Here is a 16,561-nt window from a genome sequence, read left to right as displayed (position 1 = left end):
CGGCTCCCGCCCGTCTCAGCCCACCTCGTTCTCCGCCACGGCCCGCCCGTGGACGGTCACGTCACCGCCGTAGAACATGCCGGTGAAGACCGGCGAGTAGGTGAGCTGGACCTCGACCTCCACCTGATCCGCGTCCGCGGTCACGCAGTGGGTGGCCGCGATGTCGGCGCCGGACATGCCCATCTCCCGGGCGAACGCCTTCACCCGCGCGCCGCAGTTCTCGAAGTTGATGGGCGCCGGGCCGTTCTCGTTCTCGTAGAGGGATTCGAGGTCGATGTCCTGGGCGGCGAAACGGGCCGCCTGCTCGGCGATGTCCGCGGCCCTCTCCCGCTTGGAGATGGACATGCCGCCGTCGATGACGAAGGCCGACAGCGACAGGAAGACGAGCGCGAAGATGATGACCGCGCCGGCGCCCGAGCCGCGGTCGTCGAGCCGTTCCCGGCGCCCGGCGGCCCAGCCGCGTACGGCGGAGTTCAGCTTCATGCCGTCCTCCGGAACGGGTCCAGCGGGGAACTGAAGGAGGCCTCCAGGGTGGTGGGCACGTCGAGGCCGATCATCGCGAGACCCCGCACCTCGCAGCTCACCTCGACGGTGAAGAGCGTGTCCGGCTCGAAGCCCGTACTGGTCTGCGTCACGTTCACCGGACCCGAGCAGACGTCCCCGAGGTCGGCCTCGGCCGCCTTCCTCGCCTCGGCCATGGCCGTCGCGTGGTCCTTCTGGATCGAACCGGCCCGCGCGGCGTCCCGGGCCGCGCCGTCCAGCGCGCCGCGCCCGTCGACCAGCTGCCCGAAGGCCACCAGGACAAGAATGAAGAGGATCATCACCGGCGCGAGGATGACCACCTCGATGGTGGACAGCCCCCGGTCGCGCCGGTACCCGGACACGCCGTCCGGGAGCGCGGCGAGCAGGGCCTTCGGTCCCGTCACGGCGCTTCCTCCTTCACGAATCTCTCCACCGGCCCCGACGACTGCGCGTGCACGGTCAGGTTCAGGCCCGGGAAGACCGAGGGGACCCTCCCCGTGATCTCGACCCCCACGGTGTCCGGCTCCGGCTGGAGCATCGTCACGTCAGGTGACAGCACCAGATTCGGGCCGAGCTGGCGGATGTAGCTGTCGACGACGTCACCCGCCTCGCCGCGCCACCCGCCGGGCTGCGCGTCCGCGGTGGCGCGGGCCTTACGGGCGCCCGCCTGGGCCGCCGCCTGGGCGACATGGTCCGCGAAGAAGTACAGCGCGAACTGCACCGTCGCGAAGATCATGAAGAAGAGCACCGGAGTGAGCAGCACGAACTCGATCGCGGTCATGCCGGAGTCACCGCGGGCGGAGGCTGCCTCCAGCCTGCGGCGCACCCAGCGGCGTACCCCTCGACGTTCGCGCACTCGCATCCCCGGAACTCAGCAGGTCTTGCCGGCGTCGGCACCCTTGATGCAGTTGCCGACCTTCTTGGCACCGGTGCTCAGCGCCTCGTTGATGATCGCGGCGACCACGCCGACGATGGCGACGACGACGGCGGAGATGATGACCCACTCGACCGCGGACGCGCCCCGGTCGAGTTCGCCGGAGCGGGCACGCTGCACCCTGCCCTGGAGGAAGGTGATCAGGAAGTCCACCCCCGGGATCCCGGTGTTGAAGTTCCGTCCGTTCATGGTGAGTTGTCCTCTCGAAGAATAGTGGTGACCGGCTGGTGGCCCTTCGGGCACGGCGGACGATCAGACCTGGAACACACGCATCGCCGCCGGGAAGATCAGGAAGACCAGGAAGCCCGCGCACAGCAGCAGTTGGGCGACGAGCATCGACTGCGACTTCTCGCCCGCGCTGCCCTCGATCTCGGAGAGTTCGCGGTGGCGCATCGTCTCGGCACGCGAGGCGAGCGACTCCCGCACCTTGGCACCGTCGTCCGCGACCAGCGCCAGGGAGGCCGACAGGTCCTTCAGCTCCTCGACGCCGAGTTCCTCGCCGAGCGAGCCGAGCGCCTGCCACTGGCTGATGCCGGTGATCCGGGCGTCGGCGAGCGCGTTGCGGATGCGCTGGGTGGCCCAGCCGTCGGAGATCTCGGCGGCGGCCATCAGCGCCTCGGGCAGACCGCGCCCGCCGGCCAGGCTCATCGACACCAGGTCCAGATACGCGCCGATCACCCGGCGCAGATCGCGCCGCTTGGCCACCGCGTCCCGCCGTACCTCCACATCGGGGAGGAAGAAGAAGACGATCGCGAAGAGCAGCGCGAGCCAGACCGGGATGATCGGACTGCGGCCGACGCCGAGCGTCCAGGCGACCGCGAAGAGGAACGGGCCGAAGAAGACACCGGCCGCGGCCAGCAGCACCTTCGTCGCCAGGAACCGCTCCCAGCTCCGGTCCAGGACCGCAAGGTCGGCACGCAGCGAGCGCTGCTCCCAGCCCTGCTGGAGATAGAGCTCGGCGACGCGGGCGCCGACCTGGGCGCGCACGCTGCCGAGACGTCCGCTCTCCTGCTGTCCGTGGTGCGCGGACTCGTACGCCGCCCCGCGGGCCCGCATCGCGTCGATACGGGCGACCTGCGCGACCGCGCTGCGCTTCGACGGCATCAGCGCGCGGACGAGGACGTAGACGCCCAGGCCCAGGACGGCGCCGATCAGGATCGGCATGGTCAGGTTCATCGGCGTACCGCCTCATCCCCGGAAACCGGTGTACGGGGCCGCACGAACCGCACGGACGACTCGTCCCGTACCAGGAACCGCTCCGGCGTCTCGATCGTGGACAGCTTGCGCAGCCACCAGAAGCCGAGGCCGAACAGGCCGCAGACGCAGGTGAGGACGAGCTGGCCGACCGCGGTGCCGTACGGCTCGACGAACTCACGGTTGAAGACCGACAGTCCGAGGACGAAGGCGATGGACACCGCGACGACGATCTGCACGGAGCGGCGGGTCGAGGCGCGCTGGGCCATCACGCGCTGCCGCATGTCGACCTCCTCGCGCGCCGACTTGGCCAGCGCGCCCAGTACTTGGCGCAGACCGGGGCCGCGCAGCCGCGCGTTGAGGATGAGCGCGGCCACGATGATGTCGGCGGACGCGTCGTCGATCTCGTCGGCCAGGTGCTGGAGGGCCTCGGGCAGCGGTGTCCGGGAACGCAGCCGGTCCACCAGCGCGTCGAGATGCGGGCGCAGTACGGGGGCGGAGGCGCGTGCCGAGGCGGGGATGGCCTGTTCCAGGCCGACCGCGCCCGCGATGGTGTCGCGCAGCGACTCGGTCCAGGACGCCAGCGCCTCCACCCGGCGCATCGCGGCCCGTTCCTCGGAGGCGCCGCCGAAGAGCTTGTCCCAGAAGAAGACGAGGATGCCGGCCGCGATACCGGCGACGGCCCAGCGGGTGAGGAGGAGGACGACAAGGCCGGCGATGGCGGCGATCGAACCGCGCCGTCCGGCGAACCGGATCAGCTCGCCCGCGCGCTCGCTCGCCTTGTGCTTCTCGTGTTCGGGCTTGGCGGGCAGTCCCCGCACGGCGACGGTGAACAGCGCGAGGCCGCCGCCGACGGCGATCCCGCACCCGAGGGCGTACAGGACGGGCAGGGAGAACAGTCCGCCCATGGAGCCGAGCGAGTCGAGGGCGGCGAGCGACGTCGTGCCCGAGGGCCTGACCGGCGTCACGGCCGTGGTCAGGTGCGGCACGGCCGCGACCGGCGTCGTCGTCATGTCCTGGGTCATCGTCGTCACCAATTCCCGCTGCCGGGCAGCCGGTAGCCCTGCATGACGAGGTCGTCGAGGCAGGCGATGGGCGCGTGCGGGACGATCCGGCCGTCCGGGGCCTCGGCGAACACCTCGCTGGACAGCACCCGTCCGTCGACGCCGTTGACCTCGCGCACGGAGGTCACCATGCGCTGGAGGCGGCCCCCGGACTCGAAGTCGTTGCGCCGCTGGACGAAGACCACGAAGTTCACGGCGCCCGCGATGAGCATCTGGCTGGCCTCGATGGGCAGCCGCTCGGTCGCCTGGAGCGCGTACGTGGAGATGCGGTTGAAGACCTCGCTGGAGCTGTTCGCGTGGATCGTGGAGAGCGAGCCGTCGTTGCCCTGCGACATCGCGTTGAGCATCGTGACGATCTCGTCGCCGAGGACCTCGCCGACGATGACCCGAGAGGGGTTCATACGCAGCGAACGGCGCACCAGTTCGGCCATGGTGATGGCGCCCTGGCCCTCGGAGTTGGGCAGCCGCTCCTCGAACGCCACCACGTTCGGGTGCAGTTCGGCGAACGTGTCGAGGCCGAGTTCCAGTGCGCGCTCGACGGTGATGAGCCGCTCGTACGGCGGGATCTCGTTGGCGAGCGCGCGCAGCAGGGTCGTCTTGCCGGCGTTGGTGGCGCCCGCGATCATGATGTTCTTGCGGGCCCGGACGGCGCAGGCGAGGAAGTGGGCGACCTCGGGGGTCAGGGTGCCGTTGCCCACGAGGTCGGACATGAAGACCTTGCCGAGGCGCGCGCGGCGGATCGACAGGGCCGGCCGGCGGGTCACGTCCATGACGGCGGAGAGCCGGGAACCGTCCGGCAGCCGCAGGTCGAGCTGCGGGTTCGCGGAGTCGAAGGGCCGGGAGGACAGACCCGAGTACGCGCCGAGGACCTGGATCAGCTCGATGAGTTCCTCGTCGGTCTCGGCGACGGGGTCCCCCTTCGTCTCCCGGCCGTCGGCATAGCCGATGAAGACCTCGTCGTACCCGTTGATGTCGATGTTCTCGACTTCCGGGTCGTCGAGCAGCGGCTGGAGACGGCCCACGCCGAAGAGCGCGGCGTGCACGGCGGCCGCGTACTGCTCCTCGGTCTCCGCGTCGAGCGGGGTCCGGCCGAGGTTGATCTCGGTGCGGGCGTGGTCCTCGAGTATCTGGGCGATGACGGCGCGCGCGTAGTGCCGTTCGTCCTCGCCGGACATCGGGGTGACACCGCGGACCTGGTCCTCGCGGCGCTGTTCGGAGATGCGGTCACCGGCGTCCTGCCGGAACCGCTTGACGAGCTGATGGTCGACGGTGGTCATCGGCCGGCTCCGGCGGCGGGCTGTCCGTGCGGGGCACCGGGTCCGTCGGCGGGTACGGACCACGCGGCGCCGTACTGCTGGTACAGATCCGCGGTGACCTTGCGGGCCGAGCGGATGAGCAGCGACTTGTCGAGGCGGCCGCGCCGGCGGCCGGCCAGCTGGGCGGCGCCCGCCGGGTCGTCGGCGATGGTTCCCACGACGCGGGCTCCGGTCTGGGCCGCCACGAGCATGTCGTTGACCTGGTGGACGAGCTTGGCGGAGTCGCCCGGGTCGGCGACGAGGACGACGCCGATGAACGGTGTGGCGAGGCCGCCGGCGCCTCGCGGGCCGCCGTGCAGCTTGGCGGAGAGGGCGGCGGCACGGTCGCGGACGCGGGCGATGGCCTCGGGCTCGGTGCGGGAGACCAGAAGCACCAGGGCGGCGTGCGGGAACAGTTCGGCCGCCGGGGTGTCCCCGCTGATCCGGCCGCAGTCGGCGATGACGTCGGCGGGCGCGTTCGGGGAGTCGGCGAGCTGCGCGAACGCCCGGCCCAGGGTGGGCCAGAGGCCGGCGAGACCGGCGGCCTGCTCGGCGATCCCGAGTCCGACGAGGACGTCGAGTCCGCCGCTCAGCGGCTGGACGTGGTCCCACAGCTGGTCGGGGACGAGGCCGCGCCGGGCGGTCGCCGCGATCGACAGCAGGCCGGTGTTCGGGTTCAGCGGACCGCCGTGGGCCGCCGCGCTCCGGTACACGAGGTCGCCGCCGGCGGGGTCGGCCTCGGCGAGCAGGACCCTGCGGGGCCAGACCGCGGAGAGTGCCACCGCCGCGGTGGTGACTCCGGGGGAACCCTTGTCTGCGGCGAGGACGATGAGCGCCATGTCTGTCTACTCACTCGCCTCTAGTTGCCGGGAACGATGACGAGGGCGACCTGGCCCGCCGAGGCCGCGGCGGTGACGGAGGCCGCCTGGCCGTTGTCCACCATCAGGGTGACGGGCAGGTTGGTGCTGCTGATCGTGCTGTCCGTGTCGTTCTTGACCGAAATGACCTTCGCCTGCTCGACGATGGGCGCGGCGTCCGCGCTCGACGAGCCGGAACCGGAGGAGTTGGACGAACCCGACGAGCGGCTGCCGCTGGTTCCGGTGTCGCCCACGCGGTAGACGGCCACCGTGTCACCGGACTTGATGCCCGCGGGGTACTGGCCCTCCTTGAGGGAGACGCCCACGGAGGCCTTGCCGTCGGGAAGCGCGGAGCCTGCGGCGAACATGTCGCCGATGACCACGGTCCCCTTGTAGATCGGGGACTTGGCCTTGAGCTTCTTGAGCTGTCCGACCTGCTCCCACGGGACGTAGTTGATGGAGGGATCGTCCGCGACCAGTACGGAGGTCGCGTGATCGCCGACCGACTCGCCGGCCTGGATGTCGCTCGTCACCTTCACGACCTCGACCCGGTCACCGGCACGCAGCACCAGCATGGTGGCGCCGAGCGCGCCGACGAGGACGAGGAGCACCGCGAGGGCGGCCAGCGCGGGTTTGCGCTCGCGAGGCGGGGCGGGGAGACGCTCGCCCATCACCGGGTGAGCCGACGTGGCGGAACGGTTGTTGCCCGCCCCCGTACGCTCTTGGATCCTCACGCGACCGCTCCCCGTACACCCAAGAAAATGTCTGTCAATTCACGCGCCAAGTAGGACACTTCACCCCCGAGTCCCTTTACGGGACGTACCGTGCGACCTGGCCGGATAGCCAGCGCTGGAGCGAGTGTCAAGCCATGGCACCGTATCAGCCGCGCATAAGCCCCTCAAGGAGCTCCAAGCCACCTGAAGCGCACCCGACTCGACGTTATCGACGCGCAACGACAGCCGTCCGGTTCCCTGTTGAGCCCGGCAGTCCGCCTGTCCGTCACCTGTGCGCCAGCGAATCACCGCCGCGGTCCGGGACTTCCGTCACGGACCGTGCACGATGCCTGCACGAGGTGCTCACGGACAGGGGCGGGAAGAAGGGCCGGACCCAGGACCGGACTCAGAACCCCCAGGGGCTGGGATGAGGCCTGACGGCCGGGTCCTCCGACCAGACCAGGCGGGCCTCGAGGTCGTCCCCGAGCAGTCCGGTCAGGCGGTCGACGGCCCAAGCGTTCCAGTAGACGCCGCCGCGGAACTCGGGGACCCGGAACGCGGCGAGCCCCACGGGCAGGGTCTCCGCGTGGAAGACGGCCTTGGTGATCTCGCCGGTGGTCTTCTTCGGCTTGGACGACCGGCGTGCGTCCAGGCAGTCGACGACCTGCTCCACGAGGTGGAGGACGTAGTCGTCCGAGCCGTCGGCGTCGGCGGGGAAGGCCTGATCGGCTGCCTCGATGACGACCGGCACGAAGGGTCCCGATTCCGACAGGTCCGCGGCGAGCAGGTCCGCGACGCGTCGGCTCAGGATCGGAGCGCCCGGACAGCCGCTCGGGAACTCGCCCTTGCGCCAGCCGGGGTTGCCGTCCCACAAGCCGCTGAACGAGGACGGCAGATCCGTCGCGGACGCGGTGATCTGCCAGCGGATGAGTTTTCTGAGGGAACCGCCGAGGAGCAGTGTCCGGAACTCACCCATGCTCGGAAGCAGGCGGTAGACGGCGAGGGGGCCTGAGGTGCTGTCGGTCATCTACGGTCCCGTCCGGACTGCGGTCGGTGAGGGTACGCCGATCGAGAGCTCTCCCTCGACCTCACACCCGATGGCGCGCAGCTCCCGCCGGAGCTCCGTACGGAAACCGGATGGGCGCGAAGTGAGAAAGGGAAGTCGCCGTGGGTCTACCGGTCCGCGAAGCGGAAGGTCGAGGTGACGGCGTCGAAGATGTCGAAGAAGGAGTCGGCGAGGTCGAGGACCTGGCTGCTGCCGGCGACCAGGGCGACCTTGCCCTCCTGGCCGGGCACGGGAATGAACGTCTGCATGAGCACGGCGCGGATCGTGCGCTGGAGGCTGTCGTCGGGGACGGCGATGTCCTCGACGCCGTACGTCCTCGCGGCGGGCCCGACGCCGGGTATCTCGACGGTGGTCACCTTGCGCCAGGCGTCACCCTCCTTCTTCGCCTCCCGCACGGCGAGTTGGCCCGCGATGGTCCCCGGGTCGGTGGAGAGGGGCTCACCTGTCCGCGAGCGGCCGCCGACGATCGAGACGGTGACCGAGCCCGTGATCGGGGTGTCACCGCCGAAGGACTCGGCCATGCAGCCGCAGTACAGGGCACCGGACTTCCAGGCGTCGGCGGCGGCTTTGCGCAGAAAGCCGACGTAGGTGTCGCGATACGGCGCCAACTCCGGCCGCCCCTCGACCCGTTCGCTCACCATCCGCCGGATCGAGTCGTCCCGCGACTCCGGCCTCACGTCGAACTCCCACCAGGACTCCGGCACCTTGATACGGAATCCGCCGCGCTCGACGGTGAGCGTTTCGATGTAGCGGTCCATGGCGCGTCCCTTGGGTTCGTGGTCGTCCTTCTGCGCGAACCGGCCCTGTCCGTTCGACCTGTTCGGCTCGGCTCAGCCTACGAGGTAGGGGCGGCGCGGACTCGACGCAACCCACGACCCCGGGCCGTGACCCCTCTCGCGGGACGGCGTGAAGGTGCCGAACGCAAATGTGGGGGCACGGTATGGAATCGAGGCCGTCACCGCAGGGGCGGATGTGTCCCGGAACACGATCGGCCGGCGACAGGGCTCCGGTTCGGACCGGAGTATCCCTTTATGACCCCATCCACAGCACAGTTTCGACCTGGCGAAACCAAGTACCCCACGGATACCGTCATTGCCCTTGACCGACTTCGATCGACCCATGTCCCACGGGGAGTCCACTGTGAAGCGCCGCTCTTTGCCCGTTGCTGCCGCGTTCGCCGCGACAACAGCCCTGCTGCTGACGGCCTGTGGCGGCGGGGACGACGCTCCCAAGGCGAACGACAAGATCGCGGGGGCGGACCAGGGAAGCACGGGTTCGGCATCGCCCAGCGCGAGCGCGTCGGACAACGCCGACCGGCCGGACATCACCCTCCCGGGCGACGTGAAGGACGAGTTCGAGGGATGGAAGACGGGGGACGCGACGAAGGACGCCGTCCTGGCGGACGCGGGACGTGCGCAGACGGCCACCAACTACGCCGTCATCAAGGGGAATCCCGACGAACCGGCCCTCGCCTTCTACCGGCAGGGTGACGCCCTCGTCGGCGGCGCTCAGTGGGTCAAGTCCTTCGTGGACGCCGGAATCACGTACACCGGCACCGTTCGGTACTTCCGTCCCAGTGTGACGCTCTACGGAAGGACATCCGCGGGGGTCACGTTCTGCACGGACGAGAGCAAGGCGTTCAACAAGGACGTGAAGACGAAGAAGGTCGACAGAACCCCGGTGACCAAGAACTCGTACGTCTACTACAACACTCACCTGAAGAAGGCCGGCAACGGCGTCTGGCAGACGACACAGCTCGTCTCCGAAAGGGGCAGCGGCAAGTGCACGAGCTGAGGCCCAAGGGCCGGGTGTTCACCGTCGGCGCCCTTGCGACGACCTGTGTGCTGTTGCCCAGCCCGGCTTTCGCCGATCACGGCACCGGCAGTTCCGACACCAGCGTCAACACGTCCGCAAAGCGCTCCGGCCACGCGCTGGAGTCGCGGATCACGTACTCCGGCAGCGCCCGTGGGAGTGGTGGCAAGTCTTCCGGCAACGTCACGCCCGTGGGGAACTGGACGCCGCCGGCCCGCTGGTACGAGTCCGTCTCGGCAGCCGAGTTCAAGAAGAAGGTCGAAGGCGAATACGACGAAGTCGTCAACGACCCCCAGCAGCCCAACTATGCCAAGTCGACGACGGGCCGGTTCCGGGACATCTACAAGGACGGCAAGTACAAGGACTACAACCTCGACGACGCCGACGAGGGCAACTGGTGGGTATCCGTCCAGAACCCGAACCGTTTGGACGATCCCGCTGCCTTCACTGTGGTGAGCTGCCGTTCTGGGTCCTGAACGGGGACGTTCCTCCGGTGAGGAACGCCGAGACCTACCCGGCCTCCGGAGAATGCCGACTGAACGACGACCACTCGATCGGCACCCCGTACGCCAAGGGCAAGGCCGGCGAGACACCGCCGTGCGGCATCAAATACCTGCGCCCATCCGGCGACGGCACGTTCAAACTCCGAGCCACCATCACCTGGAACGTCACCTGGACAGGCACCGGCGGAGCCGGCGGCGACCTCCCCGACGGGACCTTCGGAACGACCCGAGCCCGCTCTCGACATGCACCACACCGATACCGTCATTGCCCTTGATCGAGTTCACCCAACCGATGCCCCGTGGGGAGTCCACCGTGAAGCGCCGCATTTTGCCCGTTGCTACCGCGTTCGCCGCGACAACAGCCCTGCTGCTGACGGCCTGTGGCAGCGGGGGCGACAGCCCGAAGACAAACGACAAGATCACGGGAGCGGACCGGGGAGGGACGGGTTCGGCTTCACCGAGCCCGAGCGCTCCGGCCGACGCCGACCGGCCGGACATCACTCTTCCGAAGGACCTCAGCGACAGGTTCGAGAACTGGAGTACCGGCGACGCCGCCAAGGACGCGGTTCTCGCGGATGCGGGGCGGAGGATCGATGCGACCAACTACGCCATCGCCAAGGGCGACGCCGAACTGCCTGCCCTCGGCTACTACTACAGCGGCACCGCTCTGGCCGACGCCGGAGACTGGGTCACGTCCATCGTGAACGACGGCTACTCGATCACCGGCGTCAACCGGTATTACAACGCCAGGATCGACCTCTTCGACTCCGCTTCGGCGGGCGTCGTGTACTGCGAGGACCAGTCCAAGGCGTTCGCGAAGGACCGGAAGTCGGGCAAGGCCATCAAGACGGCCGTGACGGCCAAGTCCTACGTCCTCTACTCGACGCGGCTCGAGAAGAACAAGAAGGGTGTCTGGCAGACGACGAAGCTCACCTCGCAAAGGGGCCACAAGTCGTGCACTCCGTAGCCACCCGGGTCGACGATCGCCCGGAACCGCCCCTGCGAGGCAACCGGCGAAGACGCACTGCGCCAGCCGAACGTCTGGTCGACCGACCCGAGCCCACTCTCGACATGCACCACACCGATACCGCCATTGCCCTTGATCGAGTTCACCCAACCGATGCCCCGTCGGGAGTCCACCGTGAAGCGCCGCTCTTTGCCCGTTGCCATCTCTTTCGCCGCGACAACAGCCTTGCTGCTGACGGCGTGTGGTGGCGGTGATGACGGCCCGAAGGCGAACGACAAGATCGCGGGCGCGGACCGGGGAAGCACGGGTTCGGCATCGCCCAGCGTGAGCGCGTCGGACAACGCCGACCGGCCGGACATCACCCTCCCGGGCGACGTGAAGGACGAGTTCGAGGGATGGAAGACGGGGGACGCGACGAAGGACGCCGTCCTGGCGGACGCGGGACGTGCGCAGACGGCCACGAACGACGCCGTCCTCAAGGGCACCCCGGACACCCCTGGATTGGCCTTCTACTACAAGGGCAAGGCGTTGACGTCCTCCGCCAAGTGGGTCCAGAAGTGGCTTGACACGGGAATCACGTACACGGGAACCACGCGCTACTACCGCCCCAAGGTCGAGATCTTCGACAGCAAGTCCGCCGGTGTCTCGTACTGCGCCGATGAGACCAAGGCGTACAACAAGGACCGGAAGACCAAGAAGGTCGACAGGACACCCGCTGGAAACGACGCCTACGTTCTGTACAACACGCGTCTGGAGAAGACCGCTCAAGGCGTGTGGCAGATCTCCGACGGCACGTCCGTACGGGGGAGCAAGACGTGCGTGCGGTGACCAGGCGCCGCACAGCCGTCACGGTCGGAGCGCTCGCGATCACCGGCGTCTTGTCCGTATCACCATCGCCTTCGCCAAGGCCCCTGGGGAATTCCAGGACGGCTATGACGTAGCTCGCGCGAAGACGCACAGTCGTGGTCCGTACGGAGGTTGTCCGCGGCCTGTGGCCCCTCGCGGCGAACGGACGCAGGAGAGCGGTCCGTTGCTGTGATCGGCGGCACGCTCGAAGCGAAGATGGGACTTCTTTGATCCACTTTTCTCCCTGAACATCCATGCTGTCAGGGAAGTCACTCCTGGCGAAACCAAGAGCCCCACGGATACCGTCGTTGCCCTTGACCGACTTCGCTCAACCGATGTCCCACGGGGAGTCCACTGTGAACCGCCGCTCTTTGCCCGTTGCTGCCGCGCTCGCCGCGACAACAGCCCTGCTGCTGACGGCCTGTGGCGGCGGTGACAGCTCGAAGGGGAACGACAAGATCGCGGGCGCGGACCAGGGAGGGACGGGTTCGGCTTCGCCCAGTGCGAGCGCGTCGGACAGCATCACACGTCCCGACTTGACGCTGCCGGGCGACATCAAGGAGACGTTCCAGGGCTGGAAGACCGGCGACGCGACCAAGGACGCCATCATGGCGGACGCCGGGCACGCCCAGACCGCCGTCACCTACGCCGTCGTCGAGGGGGACCCCGATTCCGAGGCCCTCTCCTTCTACCAGGCCGGCTCCGCCCTGCCCGGCAGCCAGGACTGGGTGAAGACCATCGTCGACTCCGGCTCCACGTTCACCGGCGCGGTCCGCTACTACTCGCCCAAGCTCGACGTGTTCGACAAGCAGTCGGCGGGTCTTTCCTACTGCTCCGACGAGAGCAAGGCGTTCAACAAGAACCGCAAGACGAAGAAGGTCGACAAGACACCGGCGAACGACGACTCGTACGTGCTCTACAGCACGCGCCTGGAGAAGAACGGCAAGGGGATCTGGCAGACCACCAAACTCGTTTCGGACCGGGGGAACAAGACATGCACGCCGTGAAGAGGCAGCACAACAGGTGGCTGGTCGTAGGTGCCGTAGCCGGCGTCTGCGCCCTGATGCCCGGCACGGCGATGGCCGGGTGGGGCCCCGGAGGCCAGTCGAACGGCGGGAAGACTGAGGAGCGCGGCAGCCAGTCAGGGACCGACATCGTCTCCATGGTCCGCTACAGCGGCAGTTCCAAGGGCGGTGGCGGCAGCAAGGGCAACGTCACTGCCATCGGGAACTGGACCCCTCCCGCCTGCTGGTACGAGCCACGTACGGCCAAGGACTTCCAGAAGTACGTTGAGGACATGTACACGGAGACCGTCAACTACCCGGGGCAGCACAACTACGCGAAGGTGGCCGTGGGGCAGTTCCGGGAGATGTACAAGGACGGCAAGTACAAGGACTACAACCTCGACAAGGCCGACGAGGGCACATGGTGGGTCGCGGTCCAGGATCCCGACCGCTGGATGGAGCCCGCGGCGCAACTCTGCGACGAGGCGCCCTTCTGGGTCGTGAACGGGGACACCCTCCATGTCCCCAACGCCATCACCCCGAGGGTCCTTGCCGAACTGGCGTACAACAGGCTGCAGCTCCCGGAGACAGAGGTCACCCTGGCTCCCGAGAACGTCACCAAGGTGAACCTGCGGACGTGGGCCTGGCTGGACAAGGCCAGGTTCAAGCCCGTCGACGTGACCGCGCAGATCGACGTGGGCGGTCTCGACATCCGGGCCACCACAACAGCCAAGCCAGTAGCCCTCAAGCTCGAACCGGGCACGATGGACGCGGAGACCTACCCGGCCTCCGGCGAGTGCGCGATCAACGGCGACGGCTCGATCGGCGAGCCGTACGCCACGGGCAAGTCCGGCCGAACCCCGCCCTGCGGACTCAAGTACTTGCGCTCCTCGGGCAACGGCACATTCGCCCTCAAGGCAACGGTCACATGGGAGATCACCTGGACCGGCACGGGCAACCCGGGGCCGACGAGGCTCCCCGACGGCACCTTCGGAACGACCCAGGACGTCGCCGTCCAGGAGATCCAGTCCGTCAACCGGTGAAATGCCCGGACGCGGGCCAGACGGTCTGATGCGGACGCACCCGAAGCCGATGGGCGGGCTGAGAAACGCTCTCCATGGTCGTCATCGGCACACCCGCGCCAACGTCACCAGGGGTCTCCGGACGACTCGAGTTGGTCTTGGTGGGCCCACTCGACCGGGGACGTCACCCGGCGCCGGCCCTGGCTCAGCGTTCCACCGTCAGCGTCTGCACGATGCTGCCCGCTGCCTCCTCCATCGCGTCGGCGATACCCGGCATGGTCCAGGACATGAGAAGGACCACCGCGCTCTCGGTGCCGGTCGGCACAATTCCATACGTGAGGGTCTCCAACAGGAGTCCCGGTCCATCTGACGGAGCTCCGCCTGCGGCGAAGTCTTGTCGGATTCGTACGGCTGGTCCTGCGGGGACATCGGTTCGCGTGACCTGGGGCGGCCCGAAGTCGTCGGTGCTGAAGGTCTCGGTCAGCCAGTCCAAGGTTATGAGGGGTACGGAATCGTCGGGGTGAATGAGATCGACTTCCAAGATCCCCAGCGCCGCGTCGAAACCGTCGGGATAGAAGGCGAATGCGTAGAACGGGGCGCGGCTGCGGCTGTCCTCGGCTCGGGCGCGCAGGTCAGCCTGCACAGCCTCCGGGTCGATGTCGTATCCCGCCGCCGCACTTCGCTCGACAATGTCCTCGGCCGCCTGCTCTGCCCAACTGCCCTTGAGTTCTTCCCGCGGCGTGACGGGAAGGGGAATCCAGTCCCGAGGACAGGTGATTCTGTAGGTGAGCGTCGGAATGGAGATCATCTCACTCGTCCTTCCACCTGAGCGATCCGGCGACCGCATCAAAGAGCTCGACCATCGCGTCGGCGATCTGAACCAGGGGCGTGGAGAACGTCAGCAGCAGATTCATGTCACTTCGCGGTACGCCCAGTTGGTAGTCCACTGTCACCGAGGGAAGGGCGTCGATCTCCTTCTCACCCGATGTGGTGAGGACCGGTTCCTTCACGTCTGTGGCATCTGGATCGACGCGGACCTTCATCGCCGTGCCCGCGGCAAGTTCGACCATCGAGACTGTGCGTCCTCTGCCTCCTTCGGCCCCGAGCTCGTCGGCCAGCTCCCGTAGTGACGGCGACTGTCCTCCCGGCCTCATGGGAGGAATCAGGGTGACCAGCAAAGAGGCGGGAATGGTGAGGGCGCCCGCCCGCTGGAGACTGATGTAGAGCTCGAGGCCTCCTTGATCGAACGCATTGGTGGCACGCTCAACCAGCTCCTGTCGCAAAAGGCGACGCAGGCGTGGTTCGTTGTCGACGCCGTTGAACTGCCGGTTCACCAGGGCGTCGACAGCCTGTCGTCGTCTCTCAGGTTCGAGATCGATCCGGAACCACCCGTCGGGCAGCAACAGCTGATAGTCGGACGGCGGCGGTTGCGTTCGGTCCATTCCGGCGGGGACAGTCACGGCGACTCCGGAGTGACAGGGCGATCGAATTGGAGCCGGCTGGCCAACTGCTGGGCGATTACCTGCGAGAGTGCGATCACGATGGTCAGCCCCGCCAGAGCCCCGGCCACTCGTGCGGGCCAGTGATCCGAAATGAGTTGAGGCAACAGAAGCAGAGCGAAGAGAGAGACGATGAGCGGCTCGGCGCCTCGACCGGCAGAGGCGTTCCACCTCGTCCGCGAGCGGGCCTCCTTCGCATCGATCGGCGACATCATTCGAGCGTCAGCGGCCAGTTCATGGTTCTGCCACCATGAATCGGGGTCCTTGACTGCCCTGACGTTCTCGTCGGAGACCGGCACTCCGAGCGTGTTGACGAGTTCCGCCCAGTTCTCCCGCCCCCGCGGACCGGCGAACCACCATCGCCAGACAAGGAGCACCCGCACCGCGTCCGTACCGTCCCTGAACTCGACACCGAGGACAGCACCGGACTTCGGATCCGTCAGGCGCACAAGGCTGGTCACTCCCGATGCTCCTCCCCTCGCGATCCATCGCTCCCCTCCCAGCGTGTCGGTCAGGACGATGTCCTTCGGCAGGATCCGCACGGCGGCCGTGTCATGGAAGCGGCGAGTGGCTCCTGAGCCCTCCACCGGAGATGGCACCACAACGGTCGCACCTGTGAGCGATGTGTCCTGACGGTCACGTGATCGCTGCAGAAGGCGTACGACAACGTCGGAGCCCGGCACGACGAACAATCCGCCCGCTGCGACCGCGAACGTCCACTCGCTCGCGTTGTCCGTCACGGCGAAGACCAGGAAGAACACGAACCAGACGAGCATGCCGATTCCTCTCGCCCAGTTATGCCAGGCGGGAAGCTCGTGATGAACGGCGCGGTCGGGCCGTACACCGGACGTCTGGTCGTTCCGGTGCGCACCCGTCTTCGGGCCCTCCTCCAAGGAGATACCCAGATCACCCACGAGCCGACGCAATCCGGACCGGTCGAGGCATTGTGACGGCCCTATGTCGAGCACTCCGATCAGGCCCGCTTCCGGAAGCCACTCTGCGAGTGGAATCCGGAGGATCGTCCTCTCGTCAGCGCCTTGGAAGTCGACCACACCCCATCGGTCGGCCGAGGGAGTCCTCACCGCCGTTTCGGAGTCGGCCGGCGGAAGGAAGACTGCACGGGTGATTCCGCCCTCACCGATGGCGTACCGGCGCTCGCGTAGTCGACGATCGCGGAGGATCAGTTCGTCTCCGCGCCGGTAGAGACGCGCGTGGCGTACCACGTCAAGGGCATGCGGGTTCGCCCCCCGGGGTCGCAAATGA

At 68.1% G+C, this 16,561-nt stretch carries 20 protein-coding genes; 6 read left to right on the top strand and 14 right to left on the bottom strand.

Annotated features, from left to right (window positions below; all coding sequences use genetic code 11):
• Positions 1-15: 15 nt before the first annotated feature.
• The 11 genes from OG485_RS25045 to OG485_RS24995 form a co-directional block, all read right to left on the bottom strand.
• Complete coding sequence (locus OG485_RS25045) at positions 16-483, bottom strand: pilus assembly protein TadG-related protein (protein ID WP_328670795.1); 468 nt, start codon at positions 481-483, stop codon at positions 16-18.
• Positions 480-926 (bottom strand): TadE/TadG family type IV pilus assembly protein, encoded by a 447-nt coding sequence (locus OG485_RS25040; RefSeq protein ID WP_326786186.1) that lies wholly within the window; start codon positions 924-926, stop codon positions 480-482. The genes OG485_RS25045 and OG485_RS25040 overlap by 4 nt, the downstream gene beginning before the upstream one ends.
• Complete coding sequence (locus tag OG485_RS25035) at positions 923-1,303, bottom strand: TadE family protein (RefSeq protein WP_442814022.1); 381 nt, start codon at positions 1,301-1,303, stop codon at positions 923-925. Before OG485_RS25035 ends, OG485_RS25040 begins: the two co-directional genes overlap by 4 nt.
• 90 nt (positions 1,304-1,393) lie before the next feature.
• Positions 1,394-1,645: a hypothetical protein gene (locus tag OG485_RS25030; protein WP_326786188.1), complete on the bottom strand. Its 252-nt coding sequence runs from the start codon at positions 1,643-1,645 to the stop codon at positions 1,394-1,396.
• Positions 1,646-1,708: 63 nt separating this feature from the next.
• Positions 1,709-2,632 carry a type II secretion system F family protein gene (locus OG485_RS25025; protein ID WP_326786189.1) on the bottom strand — a complete coding sequence of 308 codons (924 nt, stop codon included), beginning with the start codon at positions 2,630-2,632 and terminating at the stop codon, positions 1,709-1,711.
• A complete protein-coding gene (locus OG485_RS25020; protein WP_328674618.1) occupies positions 2,629-3,558 on the bottom strand; it encodes a type II secretion system F family protein in 930 nt (309 codons plus the stop codon). Before OG485_RS25020 ends, OG485_RS25025 begins: the two co-directional genes overlap by 4 nt.
• 122 nt (positions 3,559-3,680) lie before the next feature.
• Positions 3,681-4,991 carry a CpaF family protein gene (locus OG485_RS25015; RefSeq protein WP_326786190.1) on the bottom strand — a complete coding sequence of 437 codons (1,311 nt, stop codon included), beginning with the start codon at positions 4,989-4,991 and terminating at the stop codon, positions 3,681-3,683.
• Positions 4,988-5,848 (bottom strand): hypothetical protein, encoded by an 861-nt coding sequence (locus OG485_RS25010; RefSeq protein WP_328670793.1) that lies wholly within the window; start codon positions 5,846-5,848, stop codon positions 4,988-4,990. Before OG485_RS25010 ends, OG485_RS25015 begins: the two co-directional genes overlap by 4 nt.
• Before the next feature lie 20 nt (positions 5,849-5,868).
• Entirely contained in the window at positions 5,869-6,600 is a 732-nt protein-coding gene (locus tag OG485_RS25005; protein ID WP_328670792.1) for an RcpC/CpaB family pilus assembly protein, read from the bottom strand.
• A gap of 385 nt (positions 6,601-6,985) precedes the next feature.
• Positions 6,986-7,606 carry a hypothetical protein gene (locus OG485_RS25000; RefSeq protein WP_328670791.1) on the bottom strand — a complete coding sequence of 207 codons (621 nt, stop codon included), beginning with the start codon at positions 7,604-7,606 and terminating at the stop codon, positions 6,986-6,988.
• A gap of 146 nt (positions 7,607-7,752) precedes the next feature.
• Positions 7,753-8,403, bottom strand: a complete 651-nt coding sequence (locus OG485_RS24995) for a hypothetical protein (RefSeq protein WP_328670790.1) — start codon at positions 8,401-8,403, stop codon at positions 7,753-7,755.
• Between the two features lie 361 nt (positions 8,404-8,764).
• Here OG485_RS24995 and OG485_RS24990 point away from each other — a divergent pair, with 361 nt between their 5' ends.
• The 6 genes from OG485_RS24990 to OG485_RS24965 all read left to right on the top strand — a co-directional run bounded on the left by OG485_RS24990 (position 8,765) and on the right by OG485_RS24965 (position 13,820).
• Positions 8,765-9,439: a hypothetical protein gene (locus OG485_RS24990; protein WP_328670789.1), complete on the top strand. Its 675-nt coding sequence runs from the start codon at positions 8,765-8,767 to the stop codon at positions 9,437-9,439.
• The gene (locus OG485_RS24985; protein WP_328670788.1) at positions 9,427-9,933 is read left to right on the top strand and encodes a hypothetical protein; all 507 of its coding nucleotides are present in this window, start codon (positions 9,427-9,429) and stop codon (positions 9,931-9,933) included. Before OG485_RS24990 ends, OG485_RS24985 begins: the two co-directional genes overlap by 13 nt.
• Before the next feature lie 340 nt (positions 9,934-10,273).
• The gene (locus OG485_RS24980; protein ID WP_328670787.1) at positions 10,274-10,927 is read left to right on the top strand and encodes a hypothetical protein; all 654 of its coding nucleotides are present in this window, start codon (positions 10,274-10,276) and stop codon (positions 10,925-10,927) included.
• A gap of 174 nt (positions 10,928-11,101) precedes the next feature.
• The gene (locus OG485_RS24975) at positions 11,102-11,755 is read left to right on the top strand and encodes a hypothetical protein (RefSeq protein ID WP_328670786.1); all 654 of its coding nucleotides are present in this window, start codon (positions 11,102-11,104) and stop codon (positions 11,753-11,755) included.
• A gap of 332 nt (positions 11,756-12,087) precedes the next feature.
• Positions 12,088-12,780: a hypothetical protein gene (locus OG485_RS24970; RefSeq protein WP_328670785.1), complete on the top strand. Its 693-nt coding sequence runs from the start codon at positions 12,088-12,090 to the stop codon at positions 12,778-12,780.
• Positions 12,768-13,820, top strand: coding sequence for a hypothetical protein (locus OG485_RS24965; RefSeq protein WP_328670784.1), 1,053 nt, complete (start codon positions 12,768-12,770; stop codon positions 13,818-13,820). Before OG485_RS24970 ends, OG485_RS24965 begins: the two co-directional genes overlap by 13 nt.
• Positions 13,821-14,004: 184 nt before the next feature.
• On the opposite strand, the gene OG485_RS24960 is transcribed toward OG485_RS24965, so the two are convergent.
• From OG485_RS24960 to OG485_RS24950, 3 genes are read right to left on the bottom strand one after another with little or no spacing between them, the layout of a single operon-like run.
• Positions 14,005-14,607, bottom strand: a complete 603-nt coding sequence (locus OG485_RS24960; protein ID WP_328670783.1) for a hypothetical protein — start codon at positions 14,605-14,607, stop codon at positions 14,005-14,007.
• A 1-nt stretch (position 14,608) separates the two neighbouring features.
• Positions 14,609-15,259, bottom strand: coding sequence for a hypothetical protein (locus tag OG485_RS24955; protein WP_328670782.1), 651 nt, complete (start codon positions 15,257-15,259; stop codon positions 14,609-14,611).
• Positions 15,256-16,074, bottom strand: coding sequence for a hypothetical protein (locus OG485_RS24950; RefSeq protein ID WP_328670781.1), 819 nt, complete (start codon positions 16,072-16,074; stop codon positions 15,256-15,258). The genes OG485_RS24955 and OG485_RS24950 overlap by 4 nt, the downstream gene beginning before the upstream one ends.
• Positions 16,075-16,561 lie beyond the last annotated feature (487 nt).

The sequence above is a fragment of the Streptomyces sp. NBC_00328 genome (genome assembly GCF_036139655.1).
Classification (GTDB): Bacteria; Actinomycetota; Actinomycetes; order Streptomycetales; family Streptomycetaceae; genus Streptomyces.
Note: the sequence above shows the minus strand (reverse complement) of the source record. Positions and strands in the feature narration are given on the sequence as shown.